Annotated in this window: 18 protein-coding genes; 6 read left to right on the top strand and 12 right to left on the bottom strand. The window is 56.7% G+C overall.

Going from position 1 to position 18,675, the window contains the following annotated elements; translation table 11 throughout:
* Nucleotide 1 precedes the first annotated feature (1 nt).
* The 3 genes from GOX61_RS17510 to GOX61_RS17520 are packed head-to-tail and all read left to right on the top strand — an operon-like array spanning nucleotide 2 to nucleotide 2,288.
* Nucleotides 2-664, top strand: coding sequence for a Tim44/TimA family putative adaptor protein (locus GOX61_RS17510; protein ID WP_155139783.1), 663 nt, complete (start codon nucleotides 2-4; stop codon nucleotides 662-664).
* Entirely contained in the window at nucleotides 661-1,701 is a 1,041-nt protein-coding gene (mltA, locus tag GOX61_RS17515; RefSeq protein WP_170335790.1) for a murein transglycosylase A, read from the top strand. Before GOX61_RS17510 ends, mltA begins: the two co-directional genes overlap by 4 nt.
* Nucleotides 1,701-2,288 carry a Smr/MutS family protein gene (locus GOX61_RS17520; RefSeq protein WP_170335792.1) on the top strand — a complete coding sequence of 196 codons (588 nt, stop codon included), beginning with the start codon at nucleotides 1,701-1,703 and terminating at the stop codon, nucleotides 2,286-2,288. The genes mltA and GOX61_RS17520 overlap by 1 nt, the downstream gene beginning before the upstream one ends.
* Here the strand turns inward: GOX61_RS17520 and GOX61_RS17525 are convergent.
* The 3 genes from GOX61_RS17525 to hslU all read right to left on the bottom strand — a co-directional run bounded on the left by GOX61_RS17525 (nucleotide 2,285) and on the right by hslU (nucleotide 6,008).
* Nucleotides 2,285-3,505 carry an MFS transporter gene (locus GOX61_RS17525; protein ID WP_170335794.1) on the bottom strand — a complete coding sequence of 407 codons (1,221 nt, stop codon included), beginning with the start codon at nucleotides 3,503-3,505 and terminating at the stop codon, nucleotides 2,285-2,287. The two genes, GOX61_RS17520 and GOX61_RS17525, sit on opposite strands and share 4 nt — an antisense overlap.
* Nucleotides 3,502-4,602 (bottom strand): alpha/beta hydrolase, encoded by a 1,101-nt coding sequence (locus GOX61_RS17530; protein WP_170335796.1) that lies wholly within the window; start codon nucleotides 4,600-4,602, stop codon nucleotides 3,502-3,504. The genes GOX61_RS17525 and GOX61_RS17530 overlap by 4 nt, the downstream gene beginning before the upstream one ends.
* 98 nt (nucleotides 4,603-4,700) lie before the next feature.
* Nucleotides 4,701-6,008: an ATP-dependent protease ATPase subunit HslU gene (gene hslU / locus GOX61_RS17535; RefSeq protein ID WP_155139775.1), complete on the bottom strand. Its 1,308-nt coding sequence runs from the start codon at nucleotides 6,006-6,008 to the stop codon at nucleotides 4,701-4,703.
* A gap of 197 nt (nucleotides 6,009-6,205) precedes the next feature.
* Between hslU and GOX61_RS17540 the strand changes: the two genes are divergently transcribed.
* Entirely contained in the window at nucleotides 6,206-6,607 is a 402-nt protein-coding gene (locus GOX61_RS17540) for a DM13 domain-containing protein (RefSeq protein ID WP_170335798.1), read from the top strand.
* A gap of 116 nt (nucleotides 6,608-6,723) precedes the next feature.
* Complete coding sequence (locus GOX61_RS17545; RefSeq protein ID WP_170335800.1) at nucleotides 6,724-7,965, top strand: MFS transporter; 1,242 nt, start codon at nucleotides 6,724-6,726, stop codon at nucleotides 7,963-7,965.
* A gap of 3 nt (nucleotides 7,966-7,968) precedes the next feature.
* Here GOX61_RS17545 and hslV read toward each other — a convergent pair whose 3' ends face one another.
* Complete coding sequence (gene hslV, locus GOX61_RS17550) at nucleotides 7,969-8,526, bottom strand: ATP-dependent protease subunit HslV (protein ID WP_170335802.1); 558 nt, start codon at nucleotides 8,524-8,526, stop codon at nucleotides 7,969-7,971.
* A gap of 197 nt (nucleotides 8,527-8,723) precedes the next feature.
* On the opposite strand from hslV, the gene GOX61_RS17555 reads away from it, so the two are divergent.
* Nucleotides 8,724-8,918, top strand: a complete 195-nt coding sequence (locus tag GOX61_RS17555; protein WP_170335804.1) for a DUF1127 domain-containing protein — start codon at nucleotides 8,724-8,726, stop codon at nucleotides 8,916-8,918.
* Between the two features lie 66 nt (nucleotides 8,919-8,984).
* Here the strand turns inward: GOX61_RS17555 and GOX61_RS17560 are convergent, their stop codons facing one another.
* The 8 genes from GOX61_RS17560 to tsaE form a co-directional block, all read right to left on the bottom strand.
* Nucleotides 8,985-9,347 (bottom strand): Lin0512 family protein, encoded by a 363-nt coding sequence (locus GOX61_RS17560; protein WP_170335806.1) that lies wholly within the window; start codon nucleotides 9,345-9,347, stop codon nucleotides 8,985-8,987.
* A complete protein-coding gene (locus tag GOX61_RS17565; protein ID WP_170335808.1) occupies nucleotides 9,344-9,694 on the bottom strand; it encodes a Lin0512 family protein in 351 nt (116 codons plus the stop codon). The genes GOX61_RS17560 and GOX61_RS17565 overlap by 4 nt, the downstream gene beginning before the upstream one ends.
* Before the next feature lie 133 nt (nucleotides 9,695-9,827).
* Nucleotides 9,828-10,148, bottom strand: a complete 321-nt coding sequence (trxA, locus tag GOX61_RS17570; protein WP_155139760.1) for a thioredoxin — start codon at nucleotides 10,146-10,148, stop codon at nucleotides 9,828-9,830.
* 60 nt (nucleotides 10,149-10,208) lie between these two features.
* Nucleotides 10,209-13,568 carry a double-strand break repair helicase AddA gene (gene addA / locus GOX61_RS17575; RefSeq protein WP_170335810.1) on the bottom strand — a complete coding sequence of 1,120 codons (3,360 nt, stop codon included), beginning with the start codon at nucleotides 13,566-13,568 and terminating at the stop codon, nucleotides 10,209-10,211.
* On the bottom strand, nucleotides 13,565-16,492 hold the full coding sequence (gene addB / locus GOX61_RS17580) for a double-strand break repair protein AddB (protein ID WP_170335812.1): 2,928 nt from the start codon (nucleotides 16,490-16,492) through the stop codon (nucleotides 13,565-13,567). The genes addA and addB overlap by 4 nt, the downstream gene beginning before the upstream one ends.
* Nucleotides 16,485-17,171: a nucleotidyltransferase family protein gene (locus GOX61_RS17585; protein WP_170335813.1), complete on the bottom strand. Its 687-nt coding sequence runs from the start codon at nucleotides 17,169-17,171 to the stop codon at nucleotides 16,485-16,487. The genes addB and GOX61_RS17585 overlap by 8 nt, the downstream gene beginning before the upstream one ends.
* Nucleotides 17,168-18,172, bottom strand: coding sequence for an aminoglycoside phosphotransferase family protein (locus GOX61_RS17590; protein ID WP_170335816.1), 1,005 nt, complete (start codon nucleotides 18,170-18,172; stop codon nucleotides 17,168-17,170). Before GOX61_RS17590 ends, GOX61_RS17585 begins: the two co-directional genes overlap by 4 nt.
* Nucleotides 18,169-18,639 (bottom strand): tRNA (adenosine(37)-N6)-threonylcarbamoyltransferase complex ATPase subunit type 1 TsaE, encoded by a 471-nt coding sequence (gene tsaE, locus GOX61_RS17595; protein WP_170335818.1) that lies wholly within the window; start codon nucleotides 18,637-18,639, stop codon nucleotides 18,169-18,171. The genes GOX61_RS17590 and tsaE overlap by 4 nt, the downstream gene beginning before the upstream one ends.
* Nucleotides 18,640-18,675: the final 36 nt, after the last annotated feature.

Below are 18,675 nucleotides of genomic sequence, written 5' to 3' on the forward strand. Positions count from 1 at the left end.
AATGAGCGACAACCCTATGATCCAGTTGCTGGTCTTGGCCGGAATTGCCGTTTTCCTGATCCTGCGCCTGAAAAGCGTATTGGGCACGCGTGAGGGTTTTGAGAAACCACCGCTGCAACAACAGCCCGATGCAAGCAAATCGCGCCCTGATTTCGAAGTGATCGAGGGTGGTCCGGATCATGACATCACTGACCATGTGCCCGAAGACAGCGAACAGGCGCAAACCCTGGCCGCGATGAAGCGGGTTGAACCCGGATTTTCGGTCAATGAGTTTGTTCAGGGCGCGCGCGGTGCCTACGAGATGATCGTGATGGGGTTCGAAAAGGGAAATCTGGATGAAATCCAGCCGTTCCTTTCTGAAGAGGTGTTCGACACCTTCGTTTCGGTTGTTGCCGACCGCGAAGACAAGGGTCTGACTATCGAAGCTGAGTTTATCGGTGTTCGTGAAACGACGCTGACCGATGCTCGCTTTGACAAGGATACCAACGAAGCCGAGATCACCATGTACTTCGTAGGTGAGCTGACCTCGGTCGTACGTGATCGCGGTGGCGATATCATCGAAGGCAACCCCAACACCGTCAAACGCCAAAAGGACAGCTGGACCTTTGCCCGTGTCATGGGCAAGGACGATCCGAACTGGCTGCTTGTTGCCACGGACGCATGATTGCCGCGCTCCGGTCGCTATTTCTGGTGGGCGTCATGACCACCGCAAGCGCTGCCGGAGCCGAGGCAACGCGCGCGATTCTGTCATTTGATGATCTGGATGGCTGGGCTGCGGACGATCATGGCGCAGCCCTTTCAGTTTTTCTGAATACGTGTGGAGATCTGCGGGACCCAGACTGGCAGGCACTGTGTGCGGTAGCCAAGACCTATGAACAGGATGCGGCGCGCGCGTTCTTTGAACTGTTTTTCCGACCTGTACTGGTCGAAGATGGCAAGGACGCGTTGTTCACGGGTTATTTTGAACCCGAGTTGGATGGTTCGCGAACCCGGTCGGATAAATACCGATATCCGATTTACAAGATGCCGCCCGAAGCGCGAGAAGCCGGACAATGGCTCAGCCGTCGTGAGTTGCTGACCACCGATGTGATGAAAAATCGCGGTTTGGAAATCGCCTGGGTCGATGACCCGGTCGAACTGTTCTTTCTGCAGATCCAGGGGTCCGGTCGTGTTCGATTGCCGGATGGATCAGCGCTGCGGGTTGGTTATGGTGGCGCGAATGGCCACCCGTATCGCTCGATCGGTGTTGAACTGGTGCGTCGCGGGGCGCTGGGCGCGCATGAGGTCAGCGCACAGAGGATACGATCCTGGGTACGCAAGAACCCCGAGGCAGGCACCGAACTGCTGTTTCACAATCCGTCTTACGTGTTCTTTCGTGAAGTTTCGCGTGTTGCACCCGAACGCGGCCCTTTGGGGGCCATGAACCGCTCTGTTACAACAATGCGTAGCATTGCAGCTGATCCGGCTTATACCCCGCTGGGCTCGCCTGTATGGGTCGAAAAGGACGGCAAGGATCCGATCAGGCGATTGATGATTGCGCAGGACACGGGCTCTGCCATCAAAGGGGCGCAACGCGCCGATATATTCTTTGGTACAGGCGATGATGCCGGACAGGCAGCGGGCAGACTTAAGGATCCGGGTCGGATGGTTGTGCTGCTGCCAATTCAGCGCGCCTACGCCCTGTTGCCGGATGAGTTCTGATGACACGGCGCAAACTGACGGCAGAAGAAATCGAGCTTTGGCGCAAAGTAGCGAAGCAGGCCGAGAGGCTGCATCCGGAAATTCCGCAATCAGTACACCCGGCCACCCTGCCGAAACCAAAGCCAACAAAAACCCCGAAAGCACGGATTGATGCGTTTGAGTTGGGTCAGAAGGTACCGGCCAAACCATCACGGAACACACTGAAACCTTCGGTTACGGAACAATTGCGAAGTGCGCCGGTCCAGATGGACAACAAGGCTTTCGGACGCATGAAGCGTGGAAAGCTGAAGCCAGAGGGCCGCATTGATCTGCACGGCATGCGCGTTGATACGGCCCATCCGGCTTTGGTTCGCTTTGTTCTGTCGGCACAGGCTTCGGGCAAGCGACTGGTTCTGGTCATCACCGGCAAAGGCAAAGATCGTGATGAACCGGGGCCAATTCCGACACCACGCGGGGTATTGCGCGATCAGGTGCCGCATTGGTTGTCGATACCACCTTTGGCACAAGCCGTAATGCAGGTAACACCCGCCCATATCAGCCATGGCGGTGATGGTGCTTATTACGTGTATCTGCGAAGGGTTCGCTAAAGGCTGCGGGCAGCCCGGCTGATCCCCGTCCATGCCATCAAACAAACCAGAACAAAAAAGACAGCGATCCACAGAAATTGTGTGCTGAGCGGTATGCCCAGATCAATCAGAACTCCGGTCAGGCCCGGGCCAATGGCCGAGCCCAGAACCATCACTGCGGTTGCCATTGCCTTGATGGAACCGATGTGACGGGTGCCATAGAACTCGGCCCAGAACGCGCTGGGCAAAGTGTTGTTCGCACCGACCGTCAGGGCAAGAAAGGACATTCCTATAAGTGCCCCGCTGATCGAGTTGGTCACCCCGATGATGGCAAATCCGACTGCCATAGGTAGTTGGTAGAACGGCATCATCCGCGCCGTTCCCCACTTGTCCAATGCCCAGCCCGAGGTGAACATCGCAAGAAGTGAAACCCCGGTAAAAACCGGGAACAATGCCACCAGTTCAATATGCTGCCAGCCCTTCACCTCAGCCAGATGGACCTGATGAAAGAAAAAGGCAGTTATAAACGCGGATGGTCCCAATATCGCAGGTGTCATCAGCCAGAACAGCGGATGAAACAGGGTTTCCTTGCGGGTCCAGTGATGGCCCTGCATCCCGGTTGAAGAATAGGCATCCGACAGGCTTTGCGGGGTCCTCTCTTGCCGCAACAACCGGATCAGAACCGGAATGCCCAATGCGGTGATCCCGGCTGATACGATCCAAAGCCAGTGCCAGTCTACGAAAGCCATGGCGGCAACGAAGCTCAGCGGCAGCAATGCTTCACCCAGCGCAATACCAATTGTCGCAATCGACAACGCCTTGCCTCGTGTGACCGTAAACCAGCGGGCCATGGCGACCATGGCGATGTGGATGCTCATACCCTGGCCGAACAGGCGTAGCAGAAAGATTACTACGGGCAGCAACATGAGCCACGAATTCAACGCCATCGATATCGCCGCCAGCGCAAGACCAGCCAATACCACCGGGCCAAGAACCCGGACCCGAAAAACATCAGTCAAACCGCCAGCCCAGATCATCACGATGGCGGATACGGTCGTACCCAGAGAATAGAGACCTCCCCAGGCACCATGGCTCAGGCCGAATTCAGTGCGGATTTCCCCGGCAAAAATGGAAATGAAAAAGGTCTGACCGAAGCTGGACAGAAAGGTCAGCAGAACACCGGCACTCAACCAGGTAGCGTTATCGTACAGATACTGGCGCAGTCTGAACTGCGTCACGGAGAGCTGACCTGGGCCTGCCCGGTTTCTGTCAGAACAATTTCGGTCGCACCGTCTGGATTGCGTTGGCTGGGCGGAACCAGAATGTCGATGCCCGGTCGATCTTCGCGGCCGAAGGTATTGTTTACGCGTCTTAGCGAATTGAGGATCGACAAGAGTGCCGGAGAGGTGGCCGCAACGAAATGTGAGGACTCTGCGTCTTTGTTAAACGCGGTTGTATCGATCACGTTGATCGGGAATTCTTCAAGCGTTTTAACCGAGCTTATATTACCCAATCTCTCGCTCTCGTCTGTTCCGCGGAGGCGGCCTGAAATGTTCAGGATCTTGTCCTTCTGTGACACCATAACAAGGAAAGGGTCGGGCGGGTTCTTGATGCGTCTCATCTGCGAACGGAACAGGTCAACATCCAGATCCGGCGAAATCAAGACGACCCCTTCGATGTTTCTGTTGGCCCAGCCCGGTTCTTGCAGTTCAGCTTGTCGCATCATCTCCATTGCCAGAGCGCCGCCCATGGAATGTGCGACCAGAATGACGCGTTTGACGCCCATGGCTTTCAACTCACGGATCGTCTGCTCTAACCCGTCGCGGGCGAACAACATGCTGTCCAGATCATAGGCATACCCATACCCGGTTGCGCGGCTGGGCCAGGAGTAGACCAAGGTGGAGCCCGGAAGGCCAATGTCGTGCGTCAGCTGAGCCGCGCGGAAAATCGTCTCGGTTTGGGTCGAATTATAGCCGTGCACAAATATTGTAACGTCGTCCTCGCCACGTAGATGTTCGCGCAGTCCCTTTGGCCCGCCCAGCTCGGTCACATCTGTCAGAACGAACTCTTTTTTTGGATTTGGGTTTGCGTATGAAAACTTCAGCGTTCCTGGTGTGTGCGTTGGCGGGATCGATACTGTTGTTTCCAGAAACTTCAGCGAATCCCCGCGCCGGAATCCGTAGGTTCCATCTGCTTCACGCGCTCGGGTCGTACTTGCGAATATCTTTTCGGGTGTCCCAATGTTTACTGCCGAAGGCACGATCTCGGTTACCGTTCGGTCGACGCAGGCGCTTAGCGACAGAGATACAATCAGAACTAAAAAATAGCGCAGCACGGGCCAACCCTCAGGATGAATTGCGCCTACGCTATCGCATTCTCGCCCTGCGTCCAGCGGCGCAGGGCGGAATTAACGGCAAGAACCGGCTGGCAGTGTTACAAAACGTAACGGCTCAGGTCGGTTGATTTGGTCAGCTCACCCAGATTGTCGTTCACAAACTGCGCGTCGACTGTGATTTGCGTTCCGGCCTGGTCGGGTGCGGTAAAGGACAGTTCTTCGAATACGCGTTCCATCACTGTGTACAAACGACGCGCCCCTATGTTCTCGACGCTTTGGTTTACGTCTGCCGCGATACGTGCCAGTGCGGCAATGCCATCCTCACTGAAGCTGACGGTCACCTCTTCGGTTCCCATCAGGGCGGTGTATTGCAGGGTCAGGGCGTTGTCGGTCTCGGTCAGAATACGAACGAAATCCTCTTCGGTCAGCGCGCGCAGCTCTACGCGGATCGGCAGACGGCCCTGAAGTTCGGGCAACAGATCCGAAGGCTTGGCGATGTGGAAGGCACCGCTTGCGATGAACAGGATGTGGTCGGTTTTGACCGGACCGTGCTTGGTCGAGACGGTTGTCCCTTCGATCAGAGGCAGCAGGTCGCGCTGAACACCTTCGCGGCTGACATCACCGCCACGTGCATCAGTGCGGGCGCAGACCTTGTCGATTTCGTCCAGGAATACGATGCCGTTCTGTTCAACGGATTCCAGTGCAATACGAGTGACGGTTTCATCGTCCAGAAGCTTGTCGGCTTCTTCACCGATCAAGATGTCATAGCTCTCTGCAACGGTCAGGCGCTTCTTGACGGTGCGACCACCAAAGGCCTTGCCGAAGATATCACCCAGATTCATCATGCCCATTTGGCTGCCGGGCTGGCCGGGAATGTCGAACATCGGCATCGGGTTTGATGTGTCGGACAGTTCCAGCTCGATTACGGTGTCGTCCAGCTCGCCTGCCTTCAGCTTTTTGCGAAACATCTCACGTGTGGATTCACGCGCATCCGTCCCCGCGATGGCTTCGATTACACGATCTTCGGCTGCCTGATACGCCTTGGCTTTGACATCCTCGCGCATGTATTCGCGGGTCTGCAGGATGGCGGCATCTGCCAGATCACGAACGATCTGTTCGACGTCGCGGCCGACATAGCCCACTTCGGTAAACTTCGTCGCCTCGACCTTTATGAATGGCGCCCGCGCCAGTTTTGCCAGACGCCGGCTGATCTCGGTCTTGCCGACACCGGTGGGGCCGATCATCAGGATGTTCTTGGGATAAACCTCGTCCCGAATGTCATCAGGCAATTGCTTGCGCCGCCACCGGTTCCGCAGCGCCACTGCCACCGCACGCTTTGCGTCCTTCTGTCCGATGATAAAGCGGTCCAGTTCCGAGACAATCTCGCGCGGGGTCAGGTCGGTCATGTGTTTTCTATCCGTTTGTTTCGCACGGGAACCTAATCATAAGGCGCGAAAACACAAGCCGATCACAGAAAGATCACAGCAATACACGGTAAGCACACGCAAATTCTAGGTGATGTGAATCGCCAGACAGTGAATACCTGCGCATAGTTTGCGACGACGGGCAAACCCGCCTGCACTTACTAATGGAGACACACATCATGATGACTCGTCGTTCGCTCTTTCTGAACGCGGCTGCCACTGGTGCAGCTCTGACTCTGGCCAACGCCGGTGTTGCAGTTGCTGGCGGTGCCAAGAAAAAGGGCACATTCGAGGGCCGTTCGAAACACGTGACCACGGGTTCGGTCAAAGTAGTCAAGGATGGCGATCGTTACATTGTGGAGCTGGGTGATGACTTTTCTCTGGACAATGGTCCTGACCCGCGCGTGGCCTTCGGTAAGAACGGCACCTATGATCCCAATTCCAAGCTGGGCGCGCTGCTGAACCTTACAGGCAAGCAGCAATATGCCGTCCCGCCCACCATGGATATCTCGGGCTATGACGAGGTCTACATCTGGTGCGAAGTGGCGGGCGTTCCGCTGGGCGTTGCGGCGCTTAAGTAATCATTTACGAAACACCAATTCAGCGGCCGGAGCAAATCGGCCGCTGATCTGCGGTTAGGTGACGCGCTGCCAATCTGCTACAGTGATCCCGGGTATTGGAACCAGGGACATGTTGCATGAGTAAAATTGCCAAGATCACATTGCTGTTCGTTGTATTTGTGGATCTGATTGGGCAAGGGCTGGTCTTTCCCATCATCAACTCTCTGATTATGGAGACGAAATCCGGGTTCCTGCCTGACAACACCCCGGATGGCCGTCGGCATTTCTACTACGGGTTGGTGATCGGATGTTTCTTTCTGTCCTGGTTTCTGGGGGTCGTATATGTATCCAAGGTCTCGGACTCGATCGGGCGTAAGAATGCGTTGTTGGTTTGTCTTGGTGGTGCGCTAGCCGGGTATGCGATTACTATTGCCGCCCTGTATCTAAACAGCTTGCTTTTACTAATTCTGGGACGGTCGATTACCGGCTTTACCGCAGGCAACCAGCCCATCGCGCAGGCGGCGATGATAGACGGCAGCACGGATGCCGCTGATCGCGATCGCAACATGGGGTACATCGTAACCGGTGTCAGCTTTGGCCTTGTAGGGGGGCCTATCATCGGCGCGGTTCTCTCTGATGCGGCACTGCTGGGCAGCGCGGCGACACTAAAGACACCGTTTTATGGTGCCTTTGTTCTGGTGCTGATCGCGATATTCCTTGTGTCAGTCTTCTTTAAGGACACAAGAACCGAGCGCGAGCCTTTTGTTTTCAGGCCTCGTGATATCACCGACAGCCTGATCGCGGTGCGCGGACATCCGATGGTTCTGAAGATCCTGCCGGTCTATTCATTCTTCATGATCGCAAATGTAACGTTTTACGTCTTCGTGGATAACTTCCTGACCAGTGCGTTTGGCTATGGCGTGATCGGTGGCAGTGTCGCGATGGTCGTCATCGGCGTTGCGCTTGCGTTTTCGAGCACCTTCCTTGTGAAACCCGCACAGGAGCGATTCAGTAAACACAGCATCATCCATACTTCTCTGATCGTCATGATCGTCTGTGGCGCTGCTTTTGCCTTCAGTCCGAGCGGTGTTTTCAGCTACGTCCCGGTCTTCTTCTTCTACTTCCTGTTCGGAGTCGCGTACCCGACTATGCTCGGGCTGTTTTCATCCAGCGTCAGCGAAACGGATCAGGGCTGGGTCATGGGTGTCACAACCGCTGTGTTCTGCCTTGCCGGGGGGGTCATGTCGCTGATCGGAGGAGGATTGATGAGCATCGACATCCGTGTGCCGTACTACATCGTTATCATAGCGGCGATGCTGGGCCTCGTTGGCATGCATCGCCGCTGGAAAGGTAAGGAGATCTCAACGCTCCTGGCTTGAACCTCAGGCCGAGATCGTTTCGACTGTCAGCTTACCATTGGTGTAAACGCAAATGTCGGCAGCGATCGCCATGGATTGACGTGCGACGTCCTCGGCCGATTTGTCGCTGTCCATCATCGCGCGGGCTGCGGCCAGTGCAAAGTTACCGCCGGATCCGATGGCTGCAACATTGTGTTCGGGCTCAAGCACATCCCCTGCCCCGGTGATCACAAACAGGTCTTTGCCGTCGGTTACGATCAGCATCGCCTCAAGCTTTTGCAGGTACTTGTCAGTACGCCAGTCCTTTGCCAGCTCGACAGATGCGCGGGCCAGTTGACCGGGTGTTGCCTCAAGCTTGGCTTCCAGCCTTTCCAGCAAGGTAAAGGCATCCGCAGTTGAGCCGGCGAAACCAGCCACGATCTCGAACCCGCCAGGCGACAGGCGACGCACCTTTCGCGCGGTTCCCTTAATCACGGTCTGACCCAGGCTAACCTGCCCGTCACCCGCGATGACGATCTGCCCTTCTTTTTTGACGCCAATGATCGTGGTCCCGTGCCATCCGGGGAAATCGCTGTCTGCCATGAAAGCCTCCGTTATCACCGGCGACATATATGGGCTGGGGACGGGATCGGCGCAACCCGTTCCGAAACTGCCCAAAAGATATGCAAAAAATGCATTCCGGGGTTACCAGACTATCAATTGTGAGTCCGTCCTGCCGGTACTACATGGGGCTCACAACCGACAACGGGTCGGCTGTTTCAGATCAAAGGACTGGGCAAATGGCAACTACCGCAAATATCCACGCGCCGCTCGGAGCAGCTACCATTCTGCATGTAGTGGACGCGTTCATCAATGTCTTCAACAACGTTGTCGCGTGGAACGAATCCCGCAAGACGCGCAATATCCTGAACCACCTGACAGACGCTCAGCTGGAAGATATCGGCCTGACACGCGCCGAAATCGCAAAAATCTGATCCCTCGATAAGGATCAGCAGAGGAAAGAGGAAGAGGCCGTCCGATCCTGGGCGGCTTTTTTCATTTCAGCTCTGTACGTATTGGCCTGTAAGATCGGGAAGAAATGCCTCGATCGCAGCTGTGGCAACGGCGTGACGCGTTCCTGCCTCTGTGTCCTCAACATCCAGACCACCTTTGACGGCGCGAACCTCGGCCCGGCCACGTGGCAGATCGGACGCAACCAGATCACAATCCACATCCTCGGGATGTTGCACACCGATTGTTACGCAAACCCGCATTTCCGAATGATCAATGCCCAGTTTGGAAAACAATGTGATCGAGGAATGGTGCAGCGCGTCCTGCACTGCCCGGCGCGCCGCTTTGGTATAATCCTGACCATAAAGGTCGTTGCCGGTACCCATTTCCAGAATGATACGCCTTTCGGTCATTGGGCCGGCTCCATGTCGAACGATACAACAACTGCTGCGTTTGCGATGACTGTGTTCCCTTCGGTATGAGGCTTGTCGACATCCAGCCCACCCTGCGTGACTTTGATGTTGGGCTTGCCATATGGAAACACGGCCTTCAGCGCTTCGACGTCGACTTTCTCTGGCTGCTGAACGCCAATTTCCGCATCAATGATCATCGCTTCTTTTGGAAAACCAAATAACTCCGCCATGTTGACCGAGTTGTGCCAAAGCGCATCCTTGATTGCTCGTAGTGCAGCTTCGGTATAGTCCTCGCGTCTTAGCGACGTCCCCATACCGAATTCCACCAATACTCTTGTTTTGGCCATGTCGTTCCTTCGTCTCTGTCCGCGCAATATTCGCCCTGGATCAACGCTCAGGCAAAATCCAGTTGGCGGGCTTTGATCGGACCAAAAAAAGGCGCCCGATTGGACGCCCTTAATGATCAGATATCGTTACCGATCAGATCGACTCGTCGATCCAGCTTTGCAGAGCGGCTTTGGGGGCAGCACCTGCGCGGTTTGAAATGACCTGACCGTCTTTGAAGATGAACAGCGCCGGAATACCACGAACGCCCATTGCAGCGGCAGAGTTCGGGTTGCTATCAACGTCGACCTTGGCGATTTTCACCTTGCCGCCATACTCAGCTGCCAGCTCTTCCAGTGCGGGACCGATCTGCTTGCAGGGTCCGCACCATTCGGCCCAGAAATCTACTACTACGGGGACGTCCGAGTTTTTGACTTCGGCGTCAAATGTGTCGTCAGTTACGGCTACGGTCGACATATTCTGTCTCCTGAATGGGATGCGCTTGGGAATCGAAAGTAGGTGTCGTGTTGGGGGAGGTCAAGATATCCGGTAGCGGGCCAGTGCATCTGTCACAAGATCGTGTGGCAGCCACATCAGGCTGGCGGTCCGGGTCCACAGAATGGCCGTTCGGATTTTCCGGTCGGGATAGATCTGCGCCATCGCCTGCGCATATGCACCCATCTGACGCAATAGACCTTCTGGGCAGGATTCCGCACTCGACGGAACGGTCGCATTTGATTTGAAATCAATCACATGAACCTCGGATTCGGTGACGATCAGCCGGTCGATCACCCCATGCATCCGGCGATCACCAAGAGTTGCTGTCACCGGCACTTCAGCAAGCGTGTCAGCGGCAAAGACGGATTGCAGATCGGGTGCGGTCAGAACCCGGGTAGCTTCGGACAAAAGCTCGCTCCTATCCGCCTCATGCATATCGGGCAGAAGCCGTGCGCAAAGCTGGGGCCACGTAGGTTGATCGGTGGCCGGAAGGTGTTCAAGCAGCATGTGCAGCAGCGTTCCACGCAGCTTGGCAGCCTCTTCATCCTGCCCGGTGTCACCTGGCAATGTTTTTGCCCCGCCCAGATCAGATGGGCTGACGGTTTCTGCAGGTGTTTCGGGTTCCTGCGCAGGCTTGGTGAAGTAAACCGGCAATTCCACAACAGGCGACACTTGCTCGGCATGTTCCTCAAGGGGCGGCGCGTCCCAGTTACCATGGGAAAGCCTGCGGATATCGGACCCCGGCAGCTGCGTGGCCCCTGCCCGCTCCATCGCGGCCTCGACCATTTGATACCAACTGGTCCCATCCTTTCCGACATCCCCGGCGGCGGCAACAATCAACCACTTTTCCGCCCGTGTCAGAGCAACATACAGCAAGCGAAGCCGTTCATTTTCTTCTCGGGAGCGGGCCTCTTCGCGTGCGCGGGAAATGAGTGCGGGGGAAACATCCGCAGAGACTTTCCACAAAGGTGTGCCATCGGCGACCATGATCTCGGCATCGCGCGGCGGCTGCCTCTTGCCGGTATCCGGCAAGATTACAATCGGAGCCTCGAGACCCTTTGAACCATGAACTGTCATCACCCGGATCATGTTTCCAACGCCGCTCATCTGACGTTTGATCTCGAGATCGTCGGTCTGCATCCAGACCAGAAAACCAGTCAGGCTGGGAATATCCGTTCGTTCATAAGCCAAAGCCTGCGACAGTAGCGCGTTGATGCCGTCTTCAGCCTCTGCCCCCAATCGGCCCAGCAGTTTGCGACGTCCATCATGGCGGGTCAGTATGCGTTCGATCAGATCATAGGGGCGCAGGAAATCAATCTGTCCCCGCAGATCGTTCAGCACCGCAAGCGTTTCGGGGAATTCTTCGCCGCGGTTGCGTAGAGCCGCCCACAGAAAGGTTTCTTTGCGGCGATGCGCCAGATCGAAAAGCTGCTGCTCGGTCCAGCCGAACAACGGGGATTTGAGAACCGTTGCAAGCGAGAGGCTGTCTTCCGGTGTTGCCAGAAAGTTAAGCAAGGCGGCAAGGTCTTTAACCGCCAACTCTGCCCCGACCTTCAGCCGGTCCGCTCCGGCAATCGGTAGTCCTGCTGCTTTGCAGGCTCGAATGATCTCGGCAAACAGATCTGATCGTCGCTGAACAAGGATCAGGAAATCACCTGGCTGAACCCGGCGGCGAACAAAGGTGCCCGGCTTCTCTCCGTCCTCGGGGATTGTTTCACCGCGCTCGATCATTGATTTGATCGAGCTGGCTACTTGTTCGGCCAGAATGACCGTGTGATGCCTGGCACCGGGTCGGTCGACAGGATCGGTCCAGTCACCCTCTTCTTCTTCGTCGACCTTTTCAACCACGGGCCACAGGTCCACCCGGCCCGGCAAGTCTGCTTTGAAGGCGCGGTGCAACGAGTCCTTGTGAAACCCTGCCTCAGATTGATTTTCGAACAGAATGTCGACCAGACCAAGGATCGCGCTGGAGGAGCGGAATGAATACTCCAACGTGGAATCCCACAGTTTAGAGCCTGATTCTTCCAGTTTCCGACCAAACTCGGCCTGCATCCTGTCAAACGCCTGTGGGTCAGCACCTTGAAAGGAATAGATCGACTGTTTCTTGTCTCCGACCACAAAAATGGTGCGTTCGATGCCGGATCGCGCACCCTCACCGCTGGTGAATTCCTGTGCCAGTTTTTCGACCACATCCCACTGATCGGGGCTGGTATCCTGAGCTTCGTCCACAAGGATATGATCGATGCCGCCATCCAGACGATAGAGCACCCATTCAGCCACTGCCGGATCGTTCAGAACCTGTCGCGCCCGCAAGATCAGATCGTCGAAATCCAACCAACCCCGCAGCTGCTTGCGTCGTTCATACTCCGGCAAGAACGCGGTTGCGAAGCGGTGCAGCACAGCGGTTTTCCGGGCCGCGACAAGCGCGAGGCGATGTTCGCGCGCGGCCTCGACCCGTAGCATCAAGGCCTCTAGCTGTGGCATCCGGTCCGCCAACACGCCTTCGCGCACTGCCTTGGTTGGGAAACTGTTGATTTTGGCCGTGAAGGGTTCTTTGGCGGACTTTCCGGTCAGAAAGACACTCTCAAGTATCGGAAGGTAGCTCAGCCGCGGCTCGTCAAAGCCAGACAGCTTGGCAGCAGCCTTGGCGTTATTGCCGCCGCTTTCGATCAGTGCGGGTAGTATGGAACGGATCAGTTCGACCTCGCCGCCAAGGTAAACCTGCCCCAGTAAGGTCTCTTCGTCGAAACCTTCAGGCAAGCCAAACCGTTGCTGCAGGCCGGACCAGTCCAATGGCTGAGCAAACTGACTACGTCTTTGCGTGATCGCCGCTGTCAGCTTGTCAAAACCGGTATCGGTGACATATCGCGCAATATCTTCGACCAGGCCGGCCTGAGGGCCGTCGGCGAAATCCTCAACGATTTCTTCGCGCAACAGGGATGCAGCGCGATCTTCCATCTCGGCGAATTGAGGGCTGACGCCAGCCTCCAGAGGAAACCGCCGAAGCAGTGATGCGCAGAAAGAGTGAATGGTTTGAATTTTCAGACCGCCCGGGGTCTCGATCGCGCGCGCAAACAAGGTTCGCGCCTGCCCCAATCGTTCGGGCGTGATAACTCCGTGCACGCCTAAGTCGGTCAGCTGTTTCAGAAGGCGTTCATCGCCCAGCATTGCCCATTCGCCAAGGCGCTTGAACAGGCGGTTCTGCATCTCGCTGGCAGCGGCCTTGGTGTAGGTCAGACACAGGATGTGCTGTGGTTGAACCCCATCCAGCAAAAGGCGGGCGACCCGGTCGGTCAAAACGCGCGTTTTGCCCGATCCGGCATTGGCAGCCAACCAGGTCGAGGCATCAGGTCGCGCCGCTTGCACCTGCCGCTCGGTTGCGTCGTTGCGCGGGCTCATTTCACGTCCTCGGGGTGCGTTTCTGCGGTACGATCCCACTCACCAAACCGGGCAAGATGATCATAGTCGCCAATATCAGTATCCTTGTGTAGCATCCGCCGGGATGAGAAACCCTGATCAGGCTCTAAATAAGAGGAAATCAGCACTTTCAACTCTGCAAGAACCTTTTCAGGCGGTTCTTTTGTTAGTGGTGCGCGAACCTCTTTGTAGGTTCCGCCCATGCCGATAAACACCGCCTCAGCGACGGGTAAGGGATCAAACCCTTCAATACCGCCCTGCTCTGCCATGGCGGCTTCGATCAGCAGCTGTTTGTCGAATTTCGCCTGCTGGCTTTCAGTTGGTGGCATGCCGGTCTTATAGTCGACGATCCGCAACGCGCCGCGGCTATTGCGATCGATCCGGTCAGCACGCCCGGCGATGGTGAAATCAAGCGGTGACAAGACCAGCTTCATTGTGGCCTCAAAGGCGACGGGACCACCATCCCCACGACGTCCGATTTCGGCCTGCAGAAAGTCATCGGCAATTCGTTCCAGACGCGCCAGCCACAACTTGCGTGCCGTGGGCCAGGCTACGTGTTCATCCAGCAAAGCCTCAGCGCGTTTCATGAAGTTCTCACGTGACAACAACGCACTATCCAGAACGCTGTCCTGAATGAAATGTTCAAGTATCTCGTGGATCACGATACCACGCAGCAACGCATCGGGGGCCTGAACCAGAGGATCCAGAGGCTTCAGTCGCAGTACATGCTTGGCATAAATCGCGTAAGGATCGCGGATCAGGCGCTTGATCTCGGTCACCGTCAGCCGTTTTGGGCGCGCCGCAACCGGCGGACGGGGTGATGGGCGTTGCGCAGCTACAATCTCGGGCGCATCTTCAAGAGTTTCTGACCAGTCCAGCCATTGCTGGCCTCGCGCTTTCATACCGGCCAAGGCTTCTGGGCCGCCCTGCCCCGATAACCCTTGCAGAAGGTTGGTCATGCGGTTCAGCCAGCGGGATGGAACAGTTTCGGCGTCATCAGAGCGGGTCGCCCGTGTCAGCCAAACTTCGGGCGCACCAACAGCTTGTTGGAAATCATGCGCAGATAGCCCAATGCGCCGTTCCGGCAGCAAAAGACCCGCCTTGTCACGCATTTGCCGGTTAAGCCACGGATCCGGGGATGGCGCTTCGGGCCAGCTGCCTTCGTTCAAACCGCCTAGGATCAGAAGATCGGCTCCCTGAACGCGCGCCTCAAGCGTGCCCCAGATCATGATGCGCGGGTGTGGTGCATCCCGGTCGCGCACTTCTTCACCAGCAAGTAATGCGCCCAAAAGATCGGCAAAATCATGAGCGGTCATCGCGCCGCCATGTTTGGCTTCGTCTTCCAATGAGGTCAGAACTGCCAGCGCCTTCTGCCCTGCATTCTTATCCCATAGCGTGCCGGTTTCACCCGAGCTTCCTGCTGAAATCGCTTCGGCCAGTTTGCGCAGGTGCTTGATCCAGTCCACCAGCGGGCGTTCGCCCGAAATCTGCTGATCACAGAGGTGCGTGGAAACCCAGTTTACCCAGTCCTCAGGGATTTCCTTGCGAATGGCGGCTTTGGCCAGGCTGTCACTGTCAGGGAATGGGGGTCCGTGGCGGCGCAAATCCAGTTCCAGATCGCGCGTGTTTAACAGATGCGCTCCGCGATCCTCACCGTCATGGCACAAGGGGTGCTTAAGCAGTGTAAGCAATGCCTCGCCATCCAGACGGCGCGTAAACAATCCGGCAACATGGCGCAGGAACCGGCCGGGAGGTGACAGTTGCAGTGGCAAACCAGCACTGTCATCCGGCAGGATGTTCCAACGGTCCAGTGCTGCACTGACCTGACGGGTCAGCATTCGGTCAGGCGTGATCAGGGCAGCGGTTTGGCCAGTCTCAGCCGCTTGCCGCAGGCGCAGCGCAATGGCCAAGGCCTCAGCCCGTGGCGACTGGGCTTCGACCAGAGTCAGATCTGCGGTTGCTTTGTCCAGATTGGCCAGCTGGGGACCTTCGGTCATCCAGGCATCGGTTATGGGCGCTGGGCGTAATGCAAGAGATATCAACTGGTTACGAGAAGGTGAGGGGGCTTGTTCATCCGTCCAGTGTTGAATTTGATCCGGTTCTAGATCCAGCTCGCGCACCAGCTTACGGAATCTGTATTGCGGATGATCCTCTGATGTCAGCGCGTCATCCAGCCGACGCCAGACGTGATCCGGCTGGTCAAAATCATACCCAGGCAGAACCAGCGCCCCCTGAGGCAATCGCGCGACGGCCTGCATCAGCATCAAAGTCGTCCCGCGCGAACCGGTCGAGCCTGCCAGAATGACCGGATGCTGAGGCGGCGCTACCTGCCAGCGTGCGATCAGATTCTCCACCACCCGACGTTGTCGCGCGTTTACGTCGAGCGCGTCCTCATCTGAATCGATGAAGTGATCCGCGATGCCGATAAAGGCCTGAGCCCGCGCCCAGTGACCTGACATATCGCTTACATCCAGTTGGCGGATAGCGTCCGGAGACACGCCTTCGCCCTGCATCTCGTCAATCAGGGCGGCCAGACTGTCGGACAGGTCAAACAATGAAGACCGCGCAGCCAGATCAGGCTGTTGTTCAAGAAGTCTGGCAATAAGCTGGGTCAATTCCAACCTTCGGCGCAATGGTGGAATAGCAGGCGGTATTTGTGCCAGATCGACGCTTTCACCCAGATCGGTGACCAGCGAGAGTTTCGGTAACAGACAAGCCGGTTCCTGATCGAACAGATCACGCACCCGTCGTGCCATGCGTCTTGTGTTCACGACCAGCTGCGCGCGCGCCAGTGCTTCCGGAGGAAAATGCGCGGACCGCGATTGCAGACCACGAACCAATGCCTTGGGAAAGTCTGCGCCGGGTGGCACTGCAAAGACACGGGGCAGGGTGCTGGCCTCAAACATCCGCCAGAAGACCTTCGGCCATTGCGATACCTTCGGGTCGGCCCACATCGCACCACCGCCCGGGATACTGAACGGCAAACAATCGCTTTTGGTTGTGCATCTGGTCCCAGAGCAGGTTCAGCGAAAACGCCTTTTGCTGAAACGCGTGCAGCCCGTCGGTTTTCAGGATCTGAGCACCGCCATAGATCAGACCGGGGCCCCGGGTGATCCGGCCATCCTTATCAATCGTGAAATCACCCTGTCCAGAATGCCCAATGGTCTGATTGACGGGGATGCACATGAGCAACGCATCCATCCGATCAGGATCCCAGGTTTCCCGCAGCAGTCTCAGAGGGTTCGGACCGGCCCAGATGGCATCGGTGTTCAGGGTAAAAACAGGTTTGGTGCCCAGTAGCGGAAGCGCGGCGCGCAATCCGCCACCGGTTTCCAGAATATCCGGTTCTTCACGTGACAGAACAACGTCTTTTGGCGCCAGATGTGCCTCAAGTTGATCAGCGCGATAATGGGCGTTTGCGACCACCTTAATCGGGCGCAGTTCGTCCACAAGATCAAGCGCATGGTCGATCAGGGGTTTGCCTGCAACCTCGATCAGGGGCTTCGGCCTGTCGCGGGTCAACGCACCCATGCGAGTGCCAAACCCGGCAGCAAACATCATTATGGATTGGGGGCTTTGGGTCATTGCGGCCTCAGCCTGTCCAGATTTTCCGGTGTGGGTTCTGGTAGTGCGCTACGCACCAGATCTGCGATCGCAATCAGCGCCGGATGTTCAAGATCGCGCATCAGATGTGCCCATACAGCAGGAATCAGGTCGATGTATTGCGGTTTCCCGTAGTCCGTTGCCAGACGCGCAAAGCCACCGAGAATGCGTAGGTTTCGCTGCGCTCCAAGAACACTGTATGCGGTGCGGAAATCGTGCCCATCTACACCGCTTGCGGCGATGTAGCGGTCGATCATGCGCATTTCTATCCCAGCCGGAACAGTGCGGCGCACATCCTGAAGCAAAGACATCAGATCATAGGCCGGATGACACAGCATTGCGCTTTGAAAATCCAGCAGGCCGACGCGCTGGATTCCGTCGCGATTCGGCAACCAGATCAGGTTCTCGGCATGGTAGTCGCGCAGAACAACGACGCGTGTTCCGGAGGTTTCCTGATGCAGGATGTCGGCAAAGCGGTGCTCAAATCGACTGCGCGCGTCACCATCATGTTTTCCAAGGATGCCTTGTGCGTATTTGGTGAAGGCAAGCGATGAATACTCTGTCATCAGGGAAGGGTCATAACTGTCCAAAGACAGTACCGGAGCCTCGTGCAGGTGTACCAGAACATCTGTAGCTGCCTCATACAGCGTACGTTCCAGCTTTGGTTCTGTTTGCAGAACCCGCGCAAACAGATCATCCCCCAAATCTTCGAGCAACAGAAAGCCGTAATGCGCATCTTCTGCGTAGATTTCAGGTGCGTTGAGGCCAATGGAGCGCAGATATTCCGCAACACGCACAAAGGCTTTGACGTCCTCGCCCTTTTCAGGTGGCGCATCCATCAACACAGCGGTGCGGCCGGTCTCAGGGTCGGTCAGCCGCTCGTACCGACGGTTCGACGCATCGCCGGCCAACGGTGCGTGGGTAGAGCCCACCCAAGGCGTTTGCGCGATCAGGGCTTCGGCCAGAACTGCCCGGTTTGTCATCTAAGGCTCTCCAGCTTTGAAACCCATTTCGGGTCAGACCATGTGATTGTCATGGTGCGCAATTCTTCCTCGTCATCATCTGTTTTGAAGCTCAGCATCAGGGCAGAGGCTGGCGTCAGCGATCCCAGTTTGTCAGGCCATTCGATCAGGCAGATCGCGGTGTCGAAGGCTTCGGTCAGGCCAAGCTCTTCAATCTCTTCAACGTCGGAAAGCCGGTAGAGATCGGAATGCCAGACTTCACCTTTATCCGTGTCATAGACCTGTACCAGGGTGAAGGTCGGCGAGGGGACATCTTCGGGTTCCTGCATCACCGACTGGATCAGGCTGCGGGCGAAATGTGTTTTGCCGCTGCCAATTGTGCCGTCCAGCAACAGAATGTCACCGGGCAGCAGCCCGGCACCCAAACGTGTGGCCAGTTCAGCGGTTTCTTCGGGTGAATGAAGATCAATTGAGAGCGGCGAATTCATGGCGCCACAATGGACCCGCGACTTGGCCGCTGCAAC

Source organism: Ruegeria arenilitoris (genome assembly GCF_013030265.1).
GTDB lineage: Bacteria > Pseudomonadota > Alphaproteobacteria > Rhodobacterales > Rhodobacteraceae > Ruegeria > Ruegeria arenilitoris_E.

Coding starts and splice junctions, on each gene's coding strand:
- GOX61_RS17510 (WP_155139783.1), top strand. CDS start 2: ATGAGCGACAACCCTATGATCCAGTTGCTGGTCTTGGCCGGAATTGCC.
- mltA (WP_170335790.1), top strand. CDS start 661: ATGATTGCCGCGCTCCGGTCGCTATTTCTGGTGGGCGTCATGACCACC.
- GOX61_RS17520 (WP_170335792.1), top strand. CDS start 1,701: ATGACACGGCGCAAACTGACGGCAGAAGAAATCGAGCTTTGGCGCAAA.
- hslU (WP_155139775.1), bottom strand. CDS start 6,008: ATGACCGACCTGACCCCGCGCGAGATTGTCTCGGAACTGGACCGCTTT.
- GOX61_RS17540 (WP_170335798.1), top strand. CDS start 6,206: ATGATGACTCGTCGTTCGCTCTTTCTGAACGCGGCTGCCACTGGTGCA.
- GOX61_RS17545 (WP_170335800.1), top strand. CDS start 6,724: ATGAGTAAAATTGCCAAGATCACATTGCTGTTCGTTGTATTTGTGGAT.
- hslV (WP_170335802.1), bottom strand. CDS start 8,526: ATGGCAGACAGCGATTTCCCCGGATGGCACGGGACCACGATCATTGGC.
- GOX61_RS17555 (WP_170335804.1), top strand. CDS start 8,724: ATGGCAACTACCGCAAATATCCACGCGCCGCTCGGAGCAGCTACCATT.
- GOX61_RS17560 (WP_170335806.1), bottom strand. CDS start 9,347: ATGACCGAAAGGCGTATCATTCTGGAAATGGGTACCGGCAACGACCTT.
- GOX61_RS17565 (WP_170335808.1), bottom strand. CDS start 9,694: ATGGCCAAAACAAGAGTATTGGTGGAATTCGGTATGGGGACGTCGCTA.
- trxA (WP_155139760.1), bottom strand. CDS start 10,148: ATGTCGACCGTAGCCGTAACTGACGACACATTTGACGCCGAAGTCAAA.
- addA (WP_170335810.1), bottom strand. CDS start 13,568: ATGAGCCCGCGCAACGACGCAACCGAGCGGCAGGTGCAAGCGGCGCGA.
- addB (WP_170335812.1), bottom strand. CDS start 16,492: ATGTTTGAGGCCAGCACCCTGCCCCGTGTCTTTGCAGTGCCACCCGGC.
- GOX61_RS17585 (WP_170335813.1), bottom strand. CDS start 17,171: ATGACCCAAAGCCCCCAATCCATAATGATGTTTGCTGCCGGGTTTGGC.
- GOX61_RS17590 (WP_170335816.1), bottom strand. CDS start 18,172: ATGACAAACCGGGCAGTTCTGGCCGAAGCCCTGATCGCGCAAACGCCT.
- tsaE (WP_170335818.1), bottom strand. CDS start 18,639: ATGAATTCGCCGCTCTCAATTGATCTTCATTCACCCGAAGAAACCGCT.